This window comes from Actinomyces sp. oral taxon 181 (genome assembly GCF_018370895.1).
In the GTDB taxonomy this organism is placed as follows: domain Bacteria; phylum Actinomycetota; class Actinomycetes; order Actinomycetales; family Actinomycetaceae; genus Pauljensenia.
Genome location: NZ_JAGYZL010000001.1, coordinates 22,328 through 43,102, shown reverse-complemented (window position 1 = coordinate 43,102; position 20,775 = coordinate 22,328). Strand labels below are relative to the sequence as shown.

Genomic DNA, 20,775 nt, shown 5'->3' with positions numbered 1-20,775 from the left:
CCCTCACCTCCCTGCACGAACAAGCTTTGCTTGTTGGCTTATGGCATGGACCCTGACGGCCCATATTCCGTCTGAAAGCGCGCGCCGAGATATATCGAGAGTTGCTTCATCTCGGTCCGAAAGGGGGGACTGACCGAAGAAGCGTTTCCGGGACGCACCTATAAGAACAGGGTACCCAAGCTCAGCAAAAATCGGCAGCGACGCGACGAGAGACCAGCATTGTTCGTTATTCAGTGAAAAACCCAATCCCGGGTCAACAATGATGCGCTCGGGCTCAACCCCGGCCTCGAGAGCATCACGAACCTGTTGGGAAACCCGCTCTCTCAAGGCAACTGCGATGGACTGATCGCCGTAGTCGAAAGACTCTTCGGGCATCCCCGGAAGCGCACGATAGTGCTGAATAACATAGGCACAGGAGGTCGATGCAACGGCCGCATTCATCTGCGGATCCCAGCGTCCTCCACTGACATCATTGATGATGGCAGCACCCGCATCTGCCGCACGACGCGCTGTTAGCGCATGCAGGGTATCAACAGAAACAACAACCCCCGATGCGGCAAGGCGCTGAATGATCGAGCCAATTCGCTCCCATTCTTCGTCCTCGCTGATTCGCGTGGAGTTCGGACGTGTTGATTCACCGCCCAAGTCGACCAGGTCCGCACCTTCGTCGAGCATTTCCTGAGCGTGGTCGAGCGCCGCTCCCGGATCCAGAAAACGGCCCCCATCCGAGAAGGAATCTGGGGTGACATTCAAAATGCCCATGACGAGCATTCGATCCCGTGGCAGATCGACGCCTTCGGGAAGACGAGGCGGTTGTGCACCTCCCGCGAGCGCCCAAGAGGAAGAGGCCTCAACAGAAGTCATCGGCGGACCCCACCCAATGCCAGGGACATCATTTCCGCGCGAGTGGCGTCACGCTTGACGATTCCACGAAGAGCAGAGGTCACGGTCGAGGACCCCGGCTTGGAAATACCTCGCATCGTCATGCACATGTGCTCGGCCTCAACAACGACAATGACACCCTGAGGTGCAAGAACCTCATCGATAGCATCGGCGATCTGAGCTGTCAGACGTTCTTGAACCTGCGGGCGACGCGCATACCCTTCGACGACGCGCGCAAGCTTTGACAGTCCCGTAACGCGGCCGCCCTTGGGGATGTACCCCACGTGCGCATGCCCGTAGAAAGGCAGTAAGTGATGCTCGCACACGGAGTAGAAGGGAATATCACGGACCATGACAATCTCATCAGTGCCCACTTCGAAGGTGGTCTTGAGATGGTCACGGGGATCTTCTTCGAGGCCGCTGAGAAGTTCGCGCCACGCACGACCCATCCGCGCGGGGGTATTGCGAAGTCCCTCGCGGTTAATGTCTTCGCCGACGGCTTCAAGAAGCGCGCGCGAGGCGTCTTCAACGCCTTGTTGATCGTAGCTCACTGGGCATTCTCCTCGGGCGCGATACCACCATCGGGGTCATCCAGCACCTCTGCGGGAGCAGACGGGTCAGCCGATGGTTCATCAGCAGATTCGGACTGCGCACGGTCACTCAGGGGCATGGCGATGGGATTTCCCATAACCGCGCCCTGAACCGCGCCTTCCGCACCGTAATTCCACACCGGACGCTCATCTTGTTTGATGACGTCGTTGAAGATCTCGGCGAGCTGCGCTTCGTCCAGAGTTTCCTCTTCCAAAAGACGCTGGGCCAAGCGGTCCAGAACCGCACGGTTCTTAGTCAAAATCTCCCAAGCCTCACGGGTCGCGTTGTCCAAGAGTGCACGCACTTCCTGGTCAACGACAGAAGCAAGCTCATCAGAATAGGCACGCTCAGCGCCTCGACCGGTACCGTAACCGGTCATTGGGTCCGAATCATCCGCACTCAAACGGACGTTACCTACGCGATCGGACATGCCGTATTCAGTAACGAGCGCGCGAGCTTGAGAGCTTGCCTTCTGGATGTCATTCGACGCACCGGTTGAAGGATCACGGAAGACGATTTCTTCGGCAACGCGGCCACCCATGGCATAGACCAGATCGTCAAGAATCTGATTCCTAGTCTTGGAGTAGCGGTCTTCGGTGGGCAGTACCATGGTGTAACCCAGCGCGCGTCCACGCGGAAGAATGGTGACCTTCGTGACCGGATCCGTGTAGCGCAATGCCGCTGCACACAGGGCGTGGCCGCCTTCGTGATAAGCAGTCACCAGCTTGTCGTGGTCATTCATGACGCGAGTGCGCTTCTGCGGGCCGGCGATCACACGGTCAATGGCCTCGTCAATCGCACGGTTATCGATCAAGTCAGCGTTTGAACGAGCCGTCAGCAAAGCGGCCTCGTTCAAGACATTTGCCAGATCCGCACCGGTGAAGCCGGGAGTGCGCTTTGCAATCATGTGCAGATCGACATCATCGGTCAGGGGCTTGCCCGCGGAGTGCACGCGCAGGATTGCCTCGCGTCCCTTCAGATCGGGGGCTTCAACCGCAATCTGTCGGTCAAAACGGCCCGGACGCAGCAGGGCGGGATCAAGAATATCGGGACGGTTTGTCGCCGCGATGAAGATCAGGTTAGAGGAGTCGTCAAAGCCGTCCATCTCAACCAGCAGCTGGTTGAGGGTCTGGTCGCGTTCATCAGAACCGCCACCATAACCAGAACCGCGGTGACGACCGATCGAATCGATCTCATCGACGAAGATAATCGCGGGAGCAACTTTCTTTGCGCGGGATACAAGATCACGCACACGCGAAGCGCCAACACCGACATACATCTCAAGGAATTCCGAACCAGCGATGGAGAAGAAGGGTGCCTCAGCTTCACCCGCCACAGCCTTCGCCAGCAGGGTCTTACCGGTTCCGGGAGGACCGTAGAGCAGCACACCGCGAGGAATGCGCGCACCGACCTTTCGGAACTTCTCGGGGGCAATCAGGAACTCACGAACTTCTTCGAGTTCCTCAACGGCCTCGTCTTCACCGGCCACGTCTGCAAAGGTGACGTTCGGGCGTTCCTGGTTAAATTCCTTGGTGCGACTCTGGCCAAAGGGACCCATCATCTGGGATCCACCCATACGGCTCATAAAGAACCAGAAAAGCCCCATGACCAGCGCCAAGGGAATGATCGCGGCAAGAGTTGAGCTCAGGAACGAGGACTGCGGGTAGTACGCATCCCAGCCTTTACCGGGATTGACCTTCTCAACCGACTCAACAATTGACTGCGATTGAGTGCGTGCATAGGTGAAGCTAATGGTCCGGCCTAGGCTCCGTTCGCGGTCGTTAACACCGGTGGACTTGTGGGTCCACGGGTCCTTCAACACCAGGTTGACCTGCTGAGTTCCATCGTTAACGACGATGCGTTCAATCTGAGCTTCCTTCAGGATCTGAAGACCTTCGGAAGTATCCACCGATTGCGGCTGGAACCACGTCCACAGGAAGAACAGGGCGATCACCAGGGGAAGCAATGGGATTGCAACGAGCCCCCAGGTATTCCTCTTCTTCTTGTTCTGAGTGTTATCTGCCATGGATTTACCTTTCAGCCGCCGTATACGTGCGGTGCCAGGGTCCCAACGAAGGGAAGTTGACGGTAGTGCTCTGCGTAGTCCAGTCCGTAGCCCACAACGAATTCATTCGGGATATCGAAACCGACGTACTTGACCTCGACCTGGACCTTGAGGGCTTCGGGCTTGCGCAGGGCAGTGGCAATTTCCACAGAGGCCGCTCCTCGAGCCAGAAGGTTTTCGCGAAGCCACGACAGAGTCAGTCCAGAGTCAATGATGTCTTCGACAATCAGGACATCACGCCCGGTGACGTCTGCATCGAGGTCTTTGAGGATACGGACAACGCCGGTTGACTTAGTGCCCGCACCGTAGGAGGAAACAGCCATCCAGTCCATCGAGAGAGGAGTGTGGAGGTGGCGTGAAAGGTCGGCGACAACCATGACCGCGCCCTTGAGGACACCGACAAGAAGAATTTCTTTGCCCTGGTAATCGGCATCAATTTCAGCGGCAAGCTCAGCCATTCGGCGTGCCAGCTCGTCTTCCGTAACCAGAATGCGTTCGAGTGCGTTTCCCATGTCCTGTGCGTCCACAGTTCCATGTCCTTTCCTGTGCGGGTCCCGACTTTATAAGAGTGCCACATGTGCGCGAAGAGGCGCTCAGCATGGCAGAGTTTCTCGCTCTTGGCGCAACAAGGAAGAGTCTGCAGCTGTCATGGCAATGAGATACGCCTGCTTCCCTTTCCCCTTGCGTAAGAGAGTTCCCCCTGGAACCGAGATGGGCCCTTGTCCCGTCCAGTGGTCGATAAGTGCGCGCGCCTCTTGCAGATGCACGTAGCTCGGTGCGCCAAGTGCGCTCAGGTAGCGGTGAAGGACGCGCATCTGCACCGCCTGGGGAATCTGCTGCAGGTGCTCGATTTTGAGGATTCCCATTCCCAAGGCCATACCCTCCTGTGGCGGCATCGCTTCCCATGCGTATGTCCACACCTGATTCGCCCACTGATCCAAGGCCTCGTCATCGGCTGCGGAAAGCTCCGCAGTGCGCGCAAGGGCGGGAACGGGGTCAATCCCCAAGCTGCTGCGCAAACTGGGAAGTGCGCATTCTCGGATTGCGCTCCGACGTAGCGCGCTTCCATCAGAGGCTCTCCAAGGGCCATCCATTGCGTTCGAAGGATCATCAATCCAGGGAAGACCGAGCTGGCGACATACACCAATCGTTTCAATACGTCGACATTTTATAATTGGTCGAATCCAGACGATCTCTCCCGCGTCATCACGCGAGCTCATCGCTTTCAATGACCCAACTCCAGAGCCGCGCGCCAAACGCAAAAGCACGGTTTCAGCCTGATCATCCATCGTGTGCCCAAGGAAGACCGCAACGCGCCCTCCCAAAGATCTGGCATGGTCCACAAGAGCGCGCCGACGTGCATCGCGAGCCGAGGCCTCGGGACCCCCTTCTGCCGCAAGCGCGACGCTCACCCATTCGGCACGGGCACCAAGCGAAGCCATACGCTCACTCACCTCGCGCGCCTCGATATCCGATCCAGCTCGAATCCCGTGGTCAACAGTCAGGGTGTGTGGAGTGCACCCCGCGCGGAGGCAGTGATCAATGATGACTGCCGCGAGCGCAGTTGAATCTGCCCCTCCGGACACAGCGATAAGTAGGGCATCGCAGTGCTGGATGGCCCACTGAACGTGCGGACGCACTTCCAGCGAGAGTGTACGTACATCTCCCTTGGGATTAGCGGGAATTGTGATCACTGGAAGCTCGGCCACATCCGGTTGTTAAGAATCGATTCAAGACCGGGGCCGGTCACGATCTGATGAACTTCATTGGCCATCTCACGGCGAAGCTGAGCGAGTCCTGCGGGAGCCACTCCCCCGAGCAGGCTTATCAGAGCCCCATCGACCATAAAATCTGCAGGCCGATGCGCAGTAATCCAATTGACCGAAGACAGATCCTTCGGAGTCAATGAATCCATAAAAACATCGATGATGCACTCGCGAAGAAGCAGCTGACGGGCAAGCTCTTCAGCATCAATTGCATCAATCGGCGCGGCGGTGACAAGTTCGCGGCAATACTCCCGATAAAAAGGCGTTCGCATGGACAGCCAGGTATCAACCCCCGCGCGCAAAGACACCCACTTTGCCCAATCTCCCAGATCGAACTTGGCGCGCACCCCCGCCTCTAAAACATTCGGGGCGACAAGATAGGCAGCAGCGCCGCTGGGTCCACTCACGCTCAGGGAATGTTTTGCCAGCACTCCTAATGCCGTGCACAGGGTGGCTGCGCTGGGAAGGCTACGTGCACGCACACCCCATTCATCGGCGAAATCCGCCCACTGAATCATTGCGCTGCGACGCTCAATGATCGGCAGATCCACGTGCACGCCATCCTGCACATCAGAAGCGGAAAACTCAGCGAAGCGAGTGATCAGCGAAGGCAGACGCCCAGAGGCCCATTCTTGCCCGCGACGAAGCCGCGAGACGATCGCCTGCGCTGATGAGGCTGAAGCCTGAGGTCCAGAGAACATGCCCATCGCGCTCAGGCGCGCGATCTGTGTGAGTGAGGGATACAACGGCATGTCTCTATGCTATCGAATTGCTCTGCGCTTGTATGCAGCCTTTTCGACTGAAGCCACGGCTCCACCAGCGCTGCTCAGCGAATGCTTGGCAGCGCTCACATCTTCGCAATGGCGGTGACGAAATCATCCAGATAGCTGCGAGTTGAATATGCGCCGTCATTGGGAACTTTGTCGAAACCGACAATGAAAATCACTTGGTGTCCCTTCGAAGTCGACACCACGCCGGCAAGTGAAGAGACCTCAGAAAGAGAACCCGTCTTTGCTTGCGCATTGCCAGCCACGACCTCGTCATGCAAGCGATGTGCGAGGGTTCCCTGCACGCCCGCCCAGGGCAGGTTTCGGACCACTCGTGGCGCAACGGGCTGCGAGGCCTCAAAACCCTGGGAAAGAATTGCCGCCAAGGTCTTTGGCGCAATCCGGTCATTCGAGGACAGGCCCGAGCAATCTTCCAGCGAGAGCTGATCCGTGGGAATTCCGCGATCCGCCAAGGTCTTTTCAAGGTTCTTGACCGCGCCATCGAATGTCACTTCAGCCCCAGCCTGGCGCGCTGCAAAGTGACAGTACTGGTCTGCGAGCGTGTTATCTGAGTGGTAGAGCATCCAACGAATCTGCTCATCGAGGCTTGCGGACTGAACGGATGCGATGCGGTTCGCGCCCTGCGGGGCCGCGCCTCGGACGCCAAAGTCAACGGAGATCCCCTGTTCACTGAGCTTTTGCGCGAAAACCTCCGCGACATTGGAGATTGAGTCGGGGTAGAACTCATTGGATTTCGGGTAGGTACGGCCCGCATCGATCGCATAGGGAGCAAGCTGGCCTTCGTAGCCGGCAACCTGCTGCTCGCTCCACGAGGCGGGGCGCTTGGTGTCGGCAAAGAGCGCGGGAGCCGCGTGAAGTTCGACGTGAGAGATTCCCTTAGAAGTCAGGGCATTTGCCGTGTCTTTCGCAAGGGTTTCAAGTCCTGCACGTCCACTGACATCAAGGGAGTTGGTTCCCTCACCTAAGAGAAGGTCACCTTCTCCTTCGAGGTAGATATCATCATCACTTTGCGCAACCGAGGTCGTCAGGTGCGCATTGGGGTCCAGGTGGCTGAGAGCGGTATAGGCCGTGAGGATCTTGGTGATTGAAGCCGGGGTGTGGGCACTTTCCGCATTACTTTGGAAGAGCGTCTGGCCATTGTTCGCGTCAACAACTAGCGCCCAGGCGTTCCAACCGCCTTCTTCGGCTGCCGAGGCCGCGGGAGCCCACGCCTCTTGGAGTTGTTGGGTGGTGGGAGCTTGACTATCACCGAGCGACTGTGAAACATTCAATGTAGGAGCGGGCACAGCAGAGGCTGTGGGGGCTGCAGATGGCGCAGATACTTGAGAAAGTGTGAAGATGCCAGGTGCGATATCATGCACATCTGCCACAAAATAGGCTGCGATCAGCACCGCGGCGCTAGTAGCGCCTACAATCGCAGCAGTAGTCCCGCGTCGCATGTGGGGATTGTCCTTCCATCAATGGTCTAGGAACAACCCTAATGCTTCGAGGGGTAGTAATACGTAATCGACATCCACGTGGTGGATCAACGACTCAACCAGTCAGGAGAGGCTCTAATGGAATTCGACGTAACCATCGAGATTCCTAAGGGAAACCGAAACAAGTACGAGATCGACCACGAAACGGGACGCATCCGTTTGGATCGTATGCTCTTCACCTCGACTCGCTATCCCGATGACTACGGCTTCATCGACGATACCTTGGGCGAAGACGGCGACCCCTTGGATGCACTGGTTCTGCTTGAAGAACCGACCTTCCCGGGCTGCGTGATCCGCTGCCGCGCACTGGGCATGTTCCGTATGCGCGACGAAAAGGGCGGTGACGATAAGGTCCTGTGCGTTCCCGCATCCGACCAGCGTGCAGCATGGCGCACCGAGATCGAAGACGTCTCTGAATTCCACCGTCTTGAAATCCAGCACTTCTTCGAGGTCTACAAGGACCTGGAGCCCGGCAAGAGCGTTGAGGGCGCACACTGGGTTGGACGCGAAGAGGCCGAAGAAGAAATTCGTCGTTCCTACCAGCGCGCAGAAGAGCACGGTTTCAACGCGCACTGATCGCTCAAACACTTTTTAACAAGATAGGGCTGGTGTTCGTAAGAGCACCAGCCCAATCCTGTTTGCAAAACAGACACACGAAGTCGGCAAATGGCACAGGCTATAACGCGTGACATTCGCCAACTACCCGTGGAGCACCATTCATGCATAAGTCCGTCCTTACTTACCACCGAGGCACGCTTCCTCTACTCTCAAAATGAGACTGGAAGTCGGCAAATGGCACAGGCTATAACGCGTGACGTTTAGCGACTTCATGTGACTTTTCTGAGATAACGAACGGGAGCAGCCGAGCCATAAGCGCCACTCATACGATTCGCCCAAGAGCGATCCATAGGGTGTACATACAATCGGCGTTTTCCACAGATTTTTCCAACGTTCGTACGTTTGGATGCCGCTATTAAACACTGAATAGATGAACGAAGAAGAGACAGAAGGGAGCGTGCTCTCCCGATCGACACGAGAAGTTCATTTAGCACCAATAGACGGAAGCTCTCACTCACAAGTCAGGGTGAAACGCGGATTTATGCTGACCGTTTCGGCGGGATTAGCTCGGTGGGAAGTTAATCAATACATTGATCGTGCACGTATTGTTTCTCTCGCACAATCACGAGATCCGCGGATTGTATTCGTTGGAACCAGCTCGCTTTGTGTCCAGAGAGTTCCACTATGGTCATCGAATCACGACATCACCTTTTGGTGTCCTCAGCCCTATCCAAATTCCACTCTCCCACCGGTGCACTACTCAGGTTTCACCATTCCACGTGTGAAGGTGAGGAAACTGCGCAGACCTCCGCTGACAGATCACCGGTTAACAGAGAATGGTGTTCACGTAGAAGACAAATTGGATGCAGCTCTTCGTCTTGCGATGGGGTCGCAACACTTTGAGGCTTTTGTCGCCGTGTGCATGACACTGCACACCGAATCTAATTTTTCGCTACAGCGCATCGGGGACTCAAGGAAGCGTGAAAACAACCTACGCGAGGAACTTAATCAACGATTGTCTATTGCCCAGGAAAACGGCTGGAAATATGGAATCTCTACCGCGAAGCTCATTGTGAAGAACGCAGATGCAGGATGCGATAACCCCGCCGAAGCAGCAATGCTCTACGCGATTCGAAGCATCTACAGCGGTCCTGTGCTGACTCAGTTCGAAATTAATGGCAGTACAGGGAGGTACTTCATTGATTTCACTCTTCCAGAGAAAGACGTCGCGATCGAATTCGATGGGATGAGCAAACTGGGAAGCACAAATGAAGACCTCTACCGCGCAAAACAACGGTGGATTCGTCGAGAACAGGACCTACGCGACTGCGGATGGAATGTCATTCGATACTCGTGGGAGCAGCTAAAGAACCTGCCTCGTCTTCAGATCGATCTTGCCCAACGGCTCGACTTGCTCGAGGCCATACCAACGACTTCTAGCCAGCTGTGGGACAAGGGGTATATCGATTGAGTATCCAGCGTCTTTCACCAACTTCGTGTGGCAGCAGAGAACGAACGCCCTGTTGCGAAAGCGGTGAGAGCATCACGAGCAGCACCCCAACTACCTCCACACGAAAGCTCTTGCTCGCCTAACCTCCACACGTTGTCAACAAATGTCACAGGCTATAACGCATGACATTCACCGACTTCGTGTGCAATTAGATGAGAGAATTGCCAACTTCGTGTGACATTTAGGGATGAGCTGGCGGCACCCGATGCCACACAAACGCACCCCGAACAACCACAGCAACCGCGAAGTGCCCACTTTACTTGTGCAGCGAGCACCTCACTTGTGCAGCAAGTGCTTTACTTACGCATCAAGCCTTTTACTTGTGCGGCAGCCCCTTCGATTCAAGCCACTTCGACGCGATCGCGGAGGCAGACTGCCCCTCGGCAGTTGACTGCCGATTCATCTCAATCAAGTCCTTGGCATCCATAGCCCCACTGACCTTGTTGATAACAGCGGCTGCATCCTGGTTGATCTTCGTGGAAACAACTGGCACAACGTGCGATGCCAAGAAGAGGCCCTTCGGGTCCTTGAGGACCGTCAGACTTCCGTCTGCAAGGGCGGGGTCCGAAGAGTAGATGTTTGCCAGCTGAATCGAACCATCATTCAGCGCCTTTACCGTCAGCGGCCCGCCCGAGTCTTCAATCGGCGTGAAACCAACCTTCACACCGTATTCCGATTCCAGTCCCTTCGGCCCATACGGACGCGTGGCAAGCTCAGAGTTGCCTCCAAGAGTGATCTGTCCAGCGTTCGCTAGGTCACCAATTGAGTTTAGAGAGTGCTCGGAAGCGAAAGAAGTGGTGACAACATAGGAGTCTTGGTCGGTTGCGGGGGCTTCGTCCAATACGCGCAACCCCTTGGGCAGGGCTGCGCCCAGTGCCTGGTAAACCTCAGCATCCGTACGAGCAGTCGCATCTTTATCGAAGTACTGGAGCAAGTTGCCCGTGTACTCGGGAAAAACATCGATCGAACCGGATTCCAGCTCGGGCATGTAGACCTCGCGCTGACCAATGCGCAGCTGACGCTCGACCGTGAAGCCTGATCCTTCAAGCGCCTGGGCATAGACCTCGGCCAGGATTTCATTCGAGTAGTAGTCTTGGGAGCCAACCACGATCTTTGACGAGGCCGCACCTTCCTCCGCTTTTTCACCACCTTCTAGGGACTTCCCTGTGCTGCATGCGGTGAGTACAACGGCAGTAAATGCCCCTACAACGGCGGCGAGAGCAGAGCGTTTCATTATCTCTCCTTTGGTTTTGTCTTCTGATTTTAGAAAAGTCTGTAAGCGAATGTGATGAAGTTATAAAGTTTGTGAATCTGAATGGGTTCTGGAGCGCAGGAGACGTATGAGCCCTGCAAGTATGGCGTCGGTAATGAGTGCCAGCGCAACGACAACGATTGCGCCTCCGATCATCTGTCCATAATCACGCGTCTTCAGCCCCGTGTAGAGGAAACGTCCCAATCCAAGGTTCGCTGTGTATGCAGCCAGTGTAGCCGTCGCGATCACCTGGAGTACCGCTGAGCGCACACCCGCAAGAATCAGTGGTGCGCCCGCTGGAATCTCAAGCTGTGTAAGGATCTGACCTTCAGTCAGACCGATCGCTCGCGCCGCATCGGATGATCCTTGAGAAGAGATCACACCGGAATATGCACCTGCGATAATCGGCGGGATTGCAAGTGCAACCAAAGCAATTAAGGGGGCTTGCCAACCGATTCCAAGCCACAAGCCAACCAGGGTGAGGAGGCCAAGAGTAGGCACCGCACGCGCGGCGCCGGTCCCGATCATAACGAGGTTCTTCCAACGTCCAGTGTGCCCGATATACACTCCGATTGGCAATGCGATGAGTGTCGAAATAGAAACAACAGCTGCAACAAAGACGATGTGCTGACCCACTCGTTCGAGAATCCCGGATGGCCCTAGCCAATTGTGTCCATCCGCCAGCCATTGAAAAGCTTCAAATAGGAGGTTCATTGCTTTCGCCTCCACGGTGTCATTAGCGCTCCCAGCCCGACTGCAAGTGCATCCAAAAGCAGAGCCAAGGCAATCGTCATTACCAGACCAGCCAAAACTTCAACGGTTAATCCACGCTGGAAGCCATCGGTAAACAGAGTTCCCAGCGAGCGCACACCAATGAACGCACCAATTGTGACCAAAGATACCGTCGAGGTAATGACCACTCGTGTCCCAGAAACGATCACGGGAACAGCCAAAGGAAGCTCAACCGTGCAGAATCGGCGGAAACGCGACATTCCCAGTGCATCGGCGGACTCGAGGACGTCAGCAGGAACAGCGGCGAAGGCCTCGGCGCACTGACGAATCAGCACGGCGATTCCGTAAATCGTTAGCACAACAACCATGTTGACCCGCGAGCGAAGAGCAATTCCTGACAGAACAGGAATGACAATCAGGAGGGGCAACGAAGGCACCGCGTAGAGAACTGTCAAGAAAGAGAGAACTGCACCCCCAAACCCTTTCGAACGCTGCGCCCACGCTCCTATAGGAACTGCAATCAGCACCGAAGCAATAATCGCGGGCACTGCGATGGTGAGATGGGTGAGGGTGAGCTCACCAATGAGTGCCCAGGAGGCGGAGAGCCAATTCACGCGCGTTCCCCCTGCGTGTGGTTTTCCGAGGCCGTACCGGGTTTCTTCGCTTGGTCTCCGCCGGTTGCACCTTCCAAGATTCGTTCGCGCTCGCTGATTGCGGAGGTTCCGAGGAACTCGCGAACAAAGTCATTGGCTGGATTTAAGAGAAGCTCACGCGGGGTCCCTTCCTGCGCAATCTGCGCTCCCTCGCGAAGGAGTGCAATGCGATCTCCCAGAAGAATGGCCTCGTCAATATCGTGAGTGACGAAGAGGATCGTGGTCCCTAAGGACCGTTGAATGCGACGGAGTTGGCGCTGGAGGTCCGAGCGGACCAAGGGATCTAGAGCGCCGAAAGGTTCATCCATCAGCAGAATATCTGCACGGTTTGCCAGCGCTCTCGCAACACCGACGCGTTGACGCTGGCCGCCAGAAAGCTGGGCGGGATAGCGCTTCGCCATCAAGGGGTCGAGGCCGACGAGCTCCATAAGTTTGAGCGCATCTGCTCGCGCACTTGCCTTTGAAGCGCCTTCTAGAACCGGAACGGTTGCAATATTGTCAACGATTGTTCGATGCGGGAAAAGACCGCCGTCTTGAAGGACATAGCCAATGGAGCGGCGAAGGGCGACAGGATCTTCATGCGTGACATCGCGGCCACGGACAATAACAGTTCCGGAGGTGGGAGTCACCATGCGGTTTACCATTCGCATGAGTGTTGTTTTGCCGCAGCCTGAGGTCCCCAGGAACACCGTTGTTGTGTGCGGGGCAATCGTTAAAGAAAAATCCTCAACCGCTTTCGTATCGGGTGAATATGTTTTCGACACGTGGTCGAAGGTGATCATGACATTCCTCTTCGCGATGACGAAACGCTGGTGCGCCGTTGCCAATTTGTGGCGTCACCAAGGAAAACGATCATTCACGGGAACTTATTTCTTGTTTGCTCTAAATTGAGCCAACTCACAAATGGGTCCGTAGCAGCCTCAGCATAAACATCTCAACGCTGCGGCTCGGAACTAGTCGTCCCGCACAGATAAAACGAGGCCCGGGCGTCTTCCCCAAACGCCCGGGCCTGTTGCACAGCCACCTCCACACGTTGTTGCCAAATGTCACAGGCTATAACGCATGACATTCAGCGACTTCGTGTGACAAAAGCAGAGGTAAATGCCCCCGCGACTCACGCCGTCATGCCACGCGCACTGCGTAGGGCAGAACCGCGCTCCATCCGTAGATCGAGGTGATTCGAACCGGAACACCAAAGGTGGGCGCCTCGATGATCTGGTTGTTACCCAAGTAGATCGCAACATGGTCGATGTTGCCACCGTCCCAGTTCCAGAAAATCAGATCGCCGGGCTGGGCTTGGCTGACCGGCACGCGAGTGCCTTCCGAGTACTGTGCCTGCGACCAGTGGGTCAGGTAAATACCCTGCGAACGGTACGCCATGGTGACCAAACCGGAGCAGTCATAGCCGGGGCCTTCGCCCGCCCACACGTATCGCGCACCGAGCTTACTCTTCGCCCAAGCGATGGCGCCTGCAGCGGCACCAGAATTACCACCGCCACCCCGTGATGGAGTGTCATCGTCATAGCTGGCTGCCGGGGCAGGAGCTGGCGTGTACGAGTTCTGCTGTTCACGTGCGCGACGTGCGGATTCGGCAGCTGCCTGCTGGCGTGCAGCCTCTGCTGCGGCAGCCTGGCGTGCGGCTTCAGCTGCTGCCGCCTGACGCTGCGCTTCAAGCTCGGCCTCGCGTTGATTAATCAGCTCGACGGTTGTGTTCTGCTTGCGCGCGAGCTCCGCAACCAGAGCATCACGGCGAGCAGCAGTTATTGCCTGTGCATTACTTGCGTTGTTTGCAGCGCTCTGAGCCGCAGCGGTGCGGGTTTCAACCTGTGCGGTTGCTTCCGCTTGCTTTGCCTGCGCCTGGATCGCAGCGTCGTTCATGACGTTTGCGACCTGCTCAAGCGCGGCAACCTTTTGCATTTTGACGTTCGCCGAGGCCGAGAAAGAGTTGAGCGTAGCCTGCTTGGTTTCGACCGTGCGCAGCCCGTCGGCGGAAAGATAGGGGGCGATGGCGTCAAGGGATGAACCACCATCGCGGTATGCTGTCTGTGCGATGGAGGCGATCTCTTGCTTCCCCGCCTCGTAATCAGCCTTCGCTTTATCAGCATCCGCCTGCGCTTGGCGCGCAGTCTGGGTCGCCTGTTCAAGCGAGTAGCGGGCACCGTTCAGCTCTTCCTCAGCACTCATGGCTTTCTGAAGTGCGACCTCAGCTTCAGTTTTCACGCTCGCAAGTTCCACTTCGATCTGAGCGACCGACATTTTTGCCGCATTTTCAGCTTCGCGAGCTCGTGCGATCTCTTCGTCACTGGGAGCTGCAAGAGCGATACCGGGAGTTGCTGCAGCGAGTGATGCAAATAGCGCGGTCACGCTGATTGCGCGAATACCGCGGCGCTTTGTCTCACGTCTCACTGGTCCACCTGTCGTTGTACGCCGGGATAAGGGCGTGCGTCGTCATATACAGCATTCGAGAGTAGTTCACTTAGACAACATTCGCAACAATGTTTAACCGAAGCCACATAAATCACGATCGCAACATATGTAACATTTGCCCCACATAACGATATCTTTCACGCGAATATCCGCATAAAATCAATGCAGATCCCCAACACAGGAGTGAGAACAGTGGACGAAACCGAGCTCCCCGAGTCCCCAAGCAGCGCCGATGGCTTCAACGGCCTCGTCGACGAGGCCGTGCTGGCCCCCTGGGGAGAAGAAGGCCCCGCCCCCGTTGGCCAGTGGCGGCGCGACGTCCTGGGTGAGGGCTACGAATCACGCACCATCCCCCTCATGGATGATGACGCAGGTCCTGTTGTTGCAACTTTGGTTCGCTACCAAGGCCACGCAGCTTCTTCCCCCTCCCCTCGCTTCATTACCCTGTACATTCACGGCCGCAACGACTACTTCTTCCAGCGCGAGCTAGCCCAAAATATCGCCGACTGCGCAGGGGCCTTCTACGCAATCGACCTACGCAGGTATGGTCGTTCGCTACGCCCCGGCCAGCGCATGGGATTCGTTTCGAACCTCAGCTTGTACGATGAGGAACTCGGAGAAGCGCTGGATCTGATCCGCAATGATTACCCTGACCTTCCACTTGTTCTTATGGGTCACTCAACGGGCGGATTGCTTGCAACGCTGTGGGCAAATCGCCATCCCGGCGCGATCGACGGCCTCATCTTGAATTCTGCATGGCTTGAAATGCAGACAATGGCGTCCATGCGTTCAACCATGGCTCCAATTCTTGAACGCATCGCCTCTCGAAATCCGATGTGGGCGGTTCCAGGAGGAGGCAGCGGCCCAGATAACTACGCGCGTTCGCTCCACGAGGGCTGGAACTCGCTAGAAGCACCCCTACCAGAATCTCTCAAGGCCTACGCCGACGACCCCGCTGTTCAGGGATGGGATTACGCGCTGGAGTGGAAGCGTCCCGGCTCCTACCCGGTTTACGCAGCCTGGCTCGAGGCAATTCTTGAAGGCCACGACAGCGTTGCAACTTCGGTCAAATTGGATATTCCAGTGCTTTCGATGATGTCGACATCAAGTTTCTTCAGCGAAGAATTCACGCCAGAAACCTTTTCAAGTGACGTCGTCTTAGATCGGGAGGTCATCTTGGAGCGCTCATCGCGCTTAGGGCCCCTGGTGACCATTGCCAGTTTCCCGGGCAAGCATGACCTGCTGCTCTCTGACCCTCAGGTGCGCGCACGGGTCTACGAAACGATGGATCGCTGGATTAAGGCGTTTATCTAATCGCGTGAGTACTCGCGAATGATCTCTCGGTTGACCTCTGCCAGGGACTCACCCAAGGTCGGGCCTTCTTCCCCGCCCAGGTGCCACAGCGTCCAGCCGTTACCGGACACTCCAAAGTAGGAAAGCGCGTCCTGCGGGTTATCCCAGGTCTCTTCGCCCGAGCGGAACAGGCCATCGGCCGTGAATTCACACTCTGCCTGAGGAACGTTAACGATAATTGCGGGAACGTCCTCGGCAATAATCTGCCCGAGGACACGCAGGGCAGCCGCATCTCGCGAGAGGATGGGGATCCCCGCCTCGCGTGCGGCGCGGAGCTCTTCGCTCTCCTCTTCGAGGTCGTCGTCACCATCTTCACCAACAACTGGCGCAGCATGATGATGCACATCGCTTCCGTCGAGCACGTGCTCAGCTTCCACTTCAGGAGCTTGCGGCTCTATGGTCTCAGCGTCGGCAGCAGGCTCGGAAGAAACAAAGTCAACGCCTGCGGAGGACTCAATGGTCACGGGAGCGGGCACTTCGCGGATTGACGAGGCGATCGCGGGAACATCGTCAGAGCGCCCAGCAAGCAGATGAGGGGCGTGCGCGTAGGTACGCGGGCCAACAGCATGCACTTCAAGGAAAGAACGTCCATTGCTCATCTCGCGCAGGCTCATTTCATGAACCTCAACACCGGAGGCAGCCAGAACCTCAAGCGCTGGACGAACGGCAGGATCAATGCGGCCAACAACCATGACCAGACGCGGCCCCGCTCCGGGCGAGGGCGGCATTGAATCGCGGAAGTGAATCCACCCGGACTTGAAAGCTGCGACGCCTCCGGGATATTCACGAGCCAGATCTGACCACGACAGCGCGGCGGTTCCAGCAAGGCGCGACAGGGACTGAATCAGCGTATCGGAGTCCAAAAAGTCAAGAATTTCGACAGAGACAACTTGACCCGAAGGATCAAGGGCGGTCAGCCGAGGAGCCTCATCTTCCGCGGAGCCATCGACAAAGGCCGAACCTTCAAAGGGGGAAATATCTCGCCAGGTGATGGGGAAAAGTGGGCGCGAAACGATCTCAAGCACCTGATTACACACGGCATCAACGATTTCGGGGGTCAAACCGTCGGATACTGAGCGGCCGAATTGGGCAGGGATCAAACGCCCCTCGTCGAATTCAAAGAGAGCCATGAAGCTTCCAACCCCTCGCGCTGATGCTAGATGTGTTGATGAATGGTAGATGCGATCTGGTCTTATTGTTCCACAATCACGCCGAGGCGTGGACGAAGACGGGCCGGAGAAGTTGAGAGTAATAACAGGGAACCAAGGGCTTGTGACATAGAAAAGGCGGGTCCGCATCGTCTAGGTTCGGTACCGAAGTACCTGGGACGATACGGACCCGCCTCAGTCAGTTCAGCCTCGCGAGGCCAACTGAATTGGATTTAGCGGAGAGCGTCCGTGAGAGGATCACTCAGCCTCGGTGGCCAGAGCCTTCTTGCGACGGTTCGTGAACACCAGTGCGTAGGCGCAAGCAGCACCAACGAGTGCCACGCAGAGCGTGATCAGGAAGATGATGCGGTAGCCATCGTAGGGGTTGGCCTCGTGAGCGGTGATGATTCCAGCGGTGGTCGGGTTGCCCCAAAGGATGGAGGCGTAGACCAGGAAGGAACCGACCGACATTGCGGAGCCGTTGATTTCCTCGGGCAGGTGCAGCTCGGCGATAGGAGCAAGCAGCACGGACTTACCAAGGAAGACACCAAATGCCATGACGACCAGCAGGATCATTGCAGGCCACATCATCGAGTCGGATGCGGGCAGCAGGTAGACCAGGCCAACGCCGATGGCGATAACGGTCAGAGCGACTGCGACCATGGTGGTCGAGGACTTGAAGACGTAGTCAGCGAGCACACCTGCGACCAGGCCGGCGATGATGCCAACGAAACCGGTGGAGAAGATACCGAATGCACCGGAGGCAGCGTCAGATGCATGGAAGACCAGCTTCAGGTAAGGAGCCGAGGAGTAGATCAGGTTGACGTAGCTCCAGTAAACACACATGCCGGCGATACCTGCGAACCAGACACCGGGCTGTGCCAGAACCTTGAGCAGACCCATGAGAGCTGCAGTGTTCTTGGAGTGGCCTTCGGACTCGGCAACAGCGTTGGCGGGAACGAAGCGCAGGATGGCGATGATGTTCGGGATCAGCAGCAGCGAGTATGCAAGACCGAAGCCGATCATAATGGCGTTTGCGCGGGTCGGGAAGATAGCCAGGCAGCCGATGATGACAAGGTTCATGCAGAACTCAATGCCACGACGGATCGACTCGAGAAGGCCCATTGCGAGGCCACGACCCTTGGAGTCAGAGTCAGATGCCATGAAGGAAACGCCGTTGACGACGGCGGGCCAACCGATGGCGTCCCAAATTGCCCACGTAATTGCAATGCCAACAAGCATCTTGATGTTCAGGTGGTAGCCCAAGACCGGGGAGAGCCACAGGAACAGGAAGGTCAGCAGTCGCCACGAGGCGAAGGCGATCAGAATGTTACGGATGGGGAAACGGTTGTTCACCCAGCCGGCGGGCACGTACATGAACATGGCGATGCCGAGCCAGCCCATGATGGTACCGAAGTCAGCGACCGTGATGCCAAGAGCGTTGGTCACGGGGATCAGCAGGGATCCCTTGAACGCCTCGAAGGAGACGTAGACCAGCTGGCCGGTCAACACGACAGAGAGGAAGCCGCCCAGGCGCCCCTTCTGCATGAACTTAGGGAGGCGCGACTTTGTGCCTACTGAGGTTTCAGACATGTTGTTGAATTTACCTTTCGAGATTCACTCACTGAAGATGGGCAAAAGAGTCCGCAACATCGGTGAAGACACCGGTTGCGCCCCAATTGAAGAGCTCATGTGCTCGATCAATCGAGTTCACGGTCCACACGTTGACACCGAAGCCTGCCTCGCGGAAGGCCTCAACCTTGGACTTGGTCAGACCGCGGTCCTCGGGGTGAATGTATGACGCGCCAACCAGCTCGAGCATGGACTTCCAGTCATCGTAGAGAGCACAAGTCTCGTACAGGCAGCCCACTTCGTACTGAGGTGCGCGTTCCTTAATCTTCGCCAGCAACACGTGATTAAAGGAGGAGAAGAAAACCTCTCGTTCGGGGTCGAGTCCAGTCAGCGCATCAAGAACCGAATCAATGAGGCGCATGGACATGGCGCCACCGGCCTCATTCGACTTGAACTCAATGTTGGCATTCAGTCCACGGCGGTTGAGGAGCTCGACCAGCTGCTCAAGAGTGGGCAGGGGCTGTCCGGAAAATTCCGGAGAGAACCATGAACCAGCATCGATCGATGCCAGATCTGCCTTCTCGAGGCCGTAGTACGACCCGCTGCGATTGGTCGTACGATCAAGCGACGTGTCGTGGATGACGATTGGCGTACCGTCACCAAGGATGTCGACGTCAGTCTCAATCCAGGTGAGACCAGCATCTGCAGTCTTTTCAAAAGCTGCAAGAGTGTTCTCGGGTGCGACACGGTTCAAACCGCGGTGTGCAAAAATGCGACGTTCCATAGAAGTTCACTGACTTCCTTGTCGAGGATGGACAAAACCTAAAGATCAGGGACTAATAGTCTCCGATCTCCGCTGTTAATTATGTGACTGGCGTGTTCCAGTTTCATGCTTATAAATGTGTTCCCGCACACAGAGTTTCATATCTGCTCAGCGCGAACATCGATAATGTAACCATATTTACGCAGGTCAGAAGCTATTGCAAAGAAATTGCGCAGGACCCACCCGGCTTTATGCACTTATGTGCAGTGGTATCTGCACCTATGTGCGGATGCATAGTTGTACTATTTGCGGCTTTAGAGAAGCAGACAACTCGTCAGGTCGTATTTTTTCAATTAAAAATTGGGAACAGGTGTCATCAAATCCTGCTCAATCCAGCAGAACAAATACTGTTCAAGCACCAATATCTGCACTCAGACAGCTATCAGCTAGCACAAATTTCACATTGTTAGGATGAAGGCATGGCTTTGCTGTTCATACTGCTAATTTTCGCGATCATCATCGCCTTCCTCTTCTTCTACATGAGATTACTGCTGTGGATGCTCTTCTCTCCCGACTATGTGCTTGTCATCGGGTTTGCCGGTATATTCACAGGCGACCATATGGGCTGGCTGACATCCTCAGAAACGGCTCACTTTATCTGGGCTGTTATTGCAATGGTTATTGTCGGATTCGCCTATCACAAGCTCAATCACCTGCTGTACTCGGTCTCTCCACGCATCTATGCGATTGTCAGTTTCCCGATCGTGGTCGTATCAAGCCTATTCCTCATGCTGACTGTTGTTCTGATGTTCCTGGAAGAATTTGCGCCCAACCTTGCAGATGATCCAACCATTAAACACGCTATTTATATTGTGCTAGCCCTCATCATTGCCGTTTTTGCATGGCGTAAACGGCAAACAACTATGGCTCAACTGCACTCCCCCACCAACATTGTCCTGACCAACGGCCATGTGATGGTTGTGGAGAGCAGCAGCACTACGCCCATGTCACCGTATACACCACCAGCCACTCCGCCTACGCCAGCACCCGGCGCTTTCCCGCCACCAGCTGGGAAGGCCGGATTTAAGAATTACTGACGCTTGGGCGATCCATGGCTCCACATGGTGCCATGACGATTCGCACGCACGCGTCCCAGAAACGCACGCGTCCCAGAAACGCACGTGCCCCGAAAACGCACGTGCCCCGCCAGCCGAAGCTGGCGAGGCACTGTGCTGTA

The 20,775-nt window shown here is 56.3% G+C and carries 19 protein-coding genes; 4 read left to right on the top strand and 15 right to left on the bottom strand.

Annotated elements, in window-relative coordinates:
- Positions 1-3: 3 nt before the first annotated feature.
- The 7 genes from folP to dacB all read right to left on the bottom strand — a co-directional run bounded on the left by folP (position 4) and on the right by dacB (position 7,531).
- Positions 4-864, bottom strand: coding sequence for a dihydropteroate synthase (folP, locus tag KHW85_RS00160; protein WP_291458248.1), 861 nt, complete (start codon positions 862-864; stop codon positions 4-6).
- A complete protein-coding gene (gene folE, locus KHW85_RS00155) occupies positions 861-1,433 on the bottom strand; it encodes a GTP cyclohydrolase I FolE (RefSeq protein WP_291458247.1) in 573 nt (190 codons plus the stop codon). The genes folP and folE overlap by 4 nt, the downstream gene beginning before the upstream one ends.
- Complete coding sequence (gene ftsH / locus KHW85_RS00150) at positions 1,430-3,499, bottom strand: ATP-dependent zinc metalloprotease FtsH (RefSeq protein ID WP_291458246.1); 2,070 nt, start codon at positions 3,497-3,499, stop codon at positions 1,430-1,432. The genes folE and ftsH overlap by 4 nt, the downstream gene beginning before the upstream one ends.
- An 11-nt stretch (positions 3,500-3,510) precedes the next feature.
- Positions 3,511-4,065, bottom strand: coding sequence for a hypoxanthine phosphoribosyltransferase (gene hpt / locus KHW85_RS00145; protein ID WP_291458245.1), 555 nt, complete (start codon positions 4,063-4,065; stop codon positions 3,511-3,513).
- A gap of 66 nt (positions 4,066-4,131) precedes the next feature.
- The gene (gene tilS, locus KHW85_RS00140; protein WP_291458244.1) at positions 4,132-5,247 is read right to left on the bottom strand and encodes a tRNA lysidine(34) synthetase TilS; all 1,116 of its coding nucleotides are present in this window, start codon (positions 5,245-5,247) and stop codon (positions 4,132-4,134) included.
- Entirely contained in the window at positions 5,229-6,056 is an 828-nt protein-coding gene (locus KHW85_RS00135; protein ID WP_291458243.1) for a hypothetical protein, read from the bottom strand. The genes tilS and KHW85_RS00135 overlap by 19 nt, the downstream gene beginning before the upstream one ends.
- A gap of 95 nt (positions 6,057-6,151) precedes the next feature.
- On the bottom strand, positions 6,152-7,531 hold the full coding sequence (gene dacB / locus KHW85_RS00130; RefSeq protein WP_291458242.1) for a D-alanyl-D-alanine carboxypeptidase/D-alanyl-D-alanine-endopeptidase: 1,380 nt from the start codon (positions 7,529-7,531) through the stop codon (positions 6,152-6,154).
- A gap of 117 nt (positions 7,532-7,648) precedes the next feature.
- Here dacB and KHW85_RS00125 point away from each other — a divergent pair, with 117 nt between their 5' ends.
- Complete coding sequence (locus KHW85_RS00125; RefSeq protein ID WP_009408546.1) at positions 7,649-8,146, top strand: inorganic diphosphatase; 498 nt, start codon at positions 7,649-7,651, stop codon at positions 8,144-8,146.
- An 841-nt stretch (positions 8,147-8,987) separates the two neighbouring features.
- On the top strand, positions 8,988-9,599 hold the full coding sequence (locus KHW85_RS00120; RefSeq protein ID WP_291458241.1) for a DUF559 domain-containing protein: 612 nt from the start codon (positions 8,988-8,990) through the stop codon (positions 9,597-9,599).
- A gap of 355 nt (positions 9,600-9,954) precedes the next feature.
- Here KHW85_RS00120 and KHW85_RS00115 read toward each other — a convergent pair whose 3' ends face one another.
- From KHW85_RS00115 to KHW85_RS00095, 5 genes are all read right to left on the bottom strand, one after another.
- On the bottom strand, positions 9,955-10,872 hold the full coding sequence (locus KHW85_RS00115) for an ABC transporter substrate-binding protein (protein WP_291458240.1): 918 nt from the start codon (positions 10,870-10,872) through the stop codon (positions 9,955-9,957).
- 60 nt (positions 10,873-10,932) lie between these two features.
- Positions 10,933-11,604, bottom strand: a complete 672-nt coding sequence (locus KHW85_RS00110) for an ABC transporter permease subunit (RefSeq protein ID WP_291458239.1) — start codon at positions 11,602-11,604, stop codon at positions 10,933-10,935.
- Positions 11,601-12,236 carry an ABC transporter permease subunit gene (locus tag KHW85_RS00105; protein WP_291458238.1) on the bottom strand — a complete coding sequence of 212 codons (636 nt, stop codon included), beginning with the start codon at positions 12,234-12,236 and terminating at the stop codon, positions 11,601-11,603. Before KHW85_RS00105 ends, KHW85_RS00110 begins: the two co-directional genes overlap by 4 nt.
- The gene (locus KHW85_RS00100; protein ID WP_291458237.1) at positions 12,233-13,057 is read right to left on the bottom strand and encodes an ATP-binding cassette domain-containing protein; all 825 of its coding nucleotides are present in this window, start codon (positions 13,055-13,057) and stop codon (positions 12,233-12,235) included. The genes KHW85_RS00105 and KHW85_RS00100 overlap by 4 nt, the downstream gene beginning before the upstream one ends.
- Before the next feature lie 340 nt (positions 13,058-13,397).
- Entirely contained in the window at positions 13,398-14,681 is a 1,284-nt protein-coding gene (locus KHW85_RS00095) for a C40 family peptidase (RefSeq protein ID WP_291458236.1), read from the bottom strand.
- A 183-nt stretch (positions 14,682-14,864) separates the two neighbouring features.
- Here KHW85_RS00095 and KHW85_RS00090 point away from each other — a divergent pair, with 183 nt between their 5' ends.
- Positions 14,865-16,016 (top strand): alpha/beta hydrolase, encoded by a 1,152-nt coding sequence (locus KHW85_RS00090; protein ID WP_291458235.1) that lies wholly within the window; start codon positions 14,865-14,867, stop codon positions 16,014-16,016.
- Here KHW85_RS00090 and KHW85_RS00085 read toward each other — a convergent pair.
- The 3 genes from KHW85_RS00085 to KHW85_RS00075 all read right to left on the bottom strand — a co-directional run bounded on the left by KHW85_RS00085 (position 16,013) and on the right by KHW85_RS00075 (position 19,559).
- Positions 16,013-17,185: a hypothetical protein gene (locus KHW85_RS00085; protein ID WP_291458234.1), complete on the bottom strand. Its 1,173-nt coding sequence runs from the start codon at positions 17,183-17,185 to the stop codon at positions 16,013-16,015. The two genes, KHW85_RS00090 and KHW85_RS00085, sit on opposite strands and share 4 nt — an antisense overlap.
- A 276-nt stretch (positions 17,186-17,461) precedes the next feature.
- Complete coding sequence (locus tag KHW85_RS00080) at positions 17,462-18,796, bottom strand: MFS transporter (protein WP_291458233.1); 1,335 nt, start codon at positions 18,794-18,796, stop codon at positions 17,462-17,464.
- Between the two features lie 28 nt (positions 18,797-18,824).
- On the bottom strand, positions 18,825-19,559 hold the full coding sequence (locus tag KHW85_RS00075) for a glycerophosphoryl diester phosphodiesterase (RefSeq protein ID WP_291458232.1): 735 nt from the start codon (positions 19,557-19,559) through the stop codon (positions 18,825-18,827).
- 458 nt (positions 19,560-20,017) lie between these two features.
- Between KHW85_RS00075 and KHW85_RS00070 the strand changes: the two genes are divergently transcribed.
- Positions 20,018-20,635, top strand: a complete 618-nt coding sequence (locus KHW85_RS00070) for a hypothetical protein (protein ID WP_291458231.1) — start codon at positions 20,018-20,020, stop codon at positions 20,633-20,635.
- Positions 20,636-20,775: the final 140 nt, after the last annotated feature.

What these genes read in the sequence shown, in the direction of transcription:
- folP (WP_291458248.1), bottom strand. Translation starts at nt 864, where the DNA reads ATGACTTCTGTTGAGGCCTCTTCCTCTTGGGCGCTCGCGGGAGGTGCA.
- ftsH (WP_291458246.1), bottom strand. Translation starts at nt 3,499, where the DNA reads ATGGCAGATAACACTCAGAACAAGAAGAAGAGGAATACCTGGGGGCTC.
- KHW85_RS00135 (WP_291458243.1), bottom strand. Translation starts at nt 6,056, where the DNA reads ATGCCGTTGTATCCCTCACTCACACAGATCGCGCGCCTGAGCGCGATG.
- dacB (WP_291458242.1), bottom strand. Translation starts at nt 7,531, where the DNA reads ATGCGACGCGGGACTACTGCTGCGATTGTAGGCGCTACTAGCGCCGCG.
- KHW85_RS00125 (WP_009408546.1), top strand. Translation starts at nt 7,649, where the DNA reads ATGGAATTCGACGTAACCATCGAGATTCCTAAGGGAAACCGAAACAAG.
- KHW85_RS00115 (WP_291458240.1), bottom strand. Translation starts at nt 10,872, where the DNA reads ATGAAACGCTCTGCTCTCGCCGCCGTTGTAGGGGCATTTACTGCCGTT.
- KHW85_RS00110 (WP_291458239.1), bottom strand. Translation starts at nt 11,604, where the DNA reads ATGAACCTCCTATTTGAAGCTTTTCAATGGCTGGCGGATGGACACAAT.
- KHW85_RS00100 (WP_291458237.1), bottom strand. Translation starts at nt 13,057, where the DNA reads ATGATCACCTTCGACCACGTGTCGAAAACATATTCACCCGATACGAAA.
- KHW85_RS00090 (WP_291458235.1), top strand. Translation starts at nt 14,865, where the DNA reads ATGCAGATCCCCAACACAGGAGTGAGAACAGTGGACGAAACCGAGCTC.
- KHW85_RS00085 (WP_291458234.1), bottom strand. Translation starts at nt 17,185, where the DNA reads ATGGCTCTCTTTGAATTCGACGAGGGGCGTTTGATCCCTGCCCAATTC.
- KHW85_RS00080 (WP_291458233.1), bottom strand. Translation starts at nt 18,796, where the DNA reads ATGTCTGAAACCTCAGTAGGCACAAAGTCGCGCCTCCCTAAGTTCATG.
- KHW85_RS00075 (WP_291458232.1), bottom strand. Translation starts at nt 19,559, where the DNA reads ATGGAACGTCGCATTTTTGCACACCGCGGTTTGAACCGTGTCGCACCC.
- KHW85_RS00070 (WP_291458231.1), top strand. Translation starts at nt 20,018, where the DNA reads ATGGCTTTGCTGTTCATACTGCTAATTTTCGCGATCATCATCGCCTTC.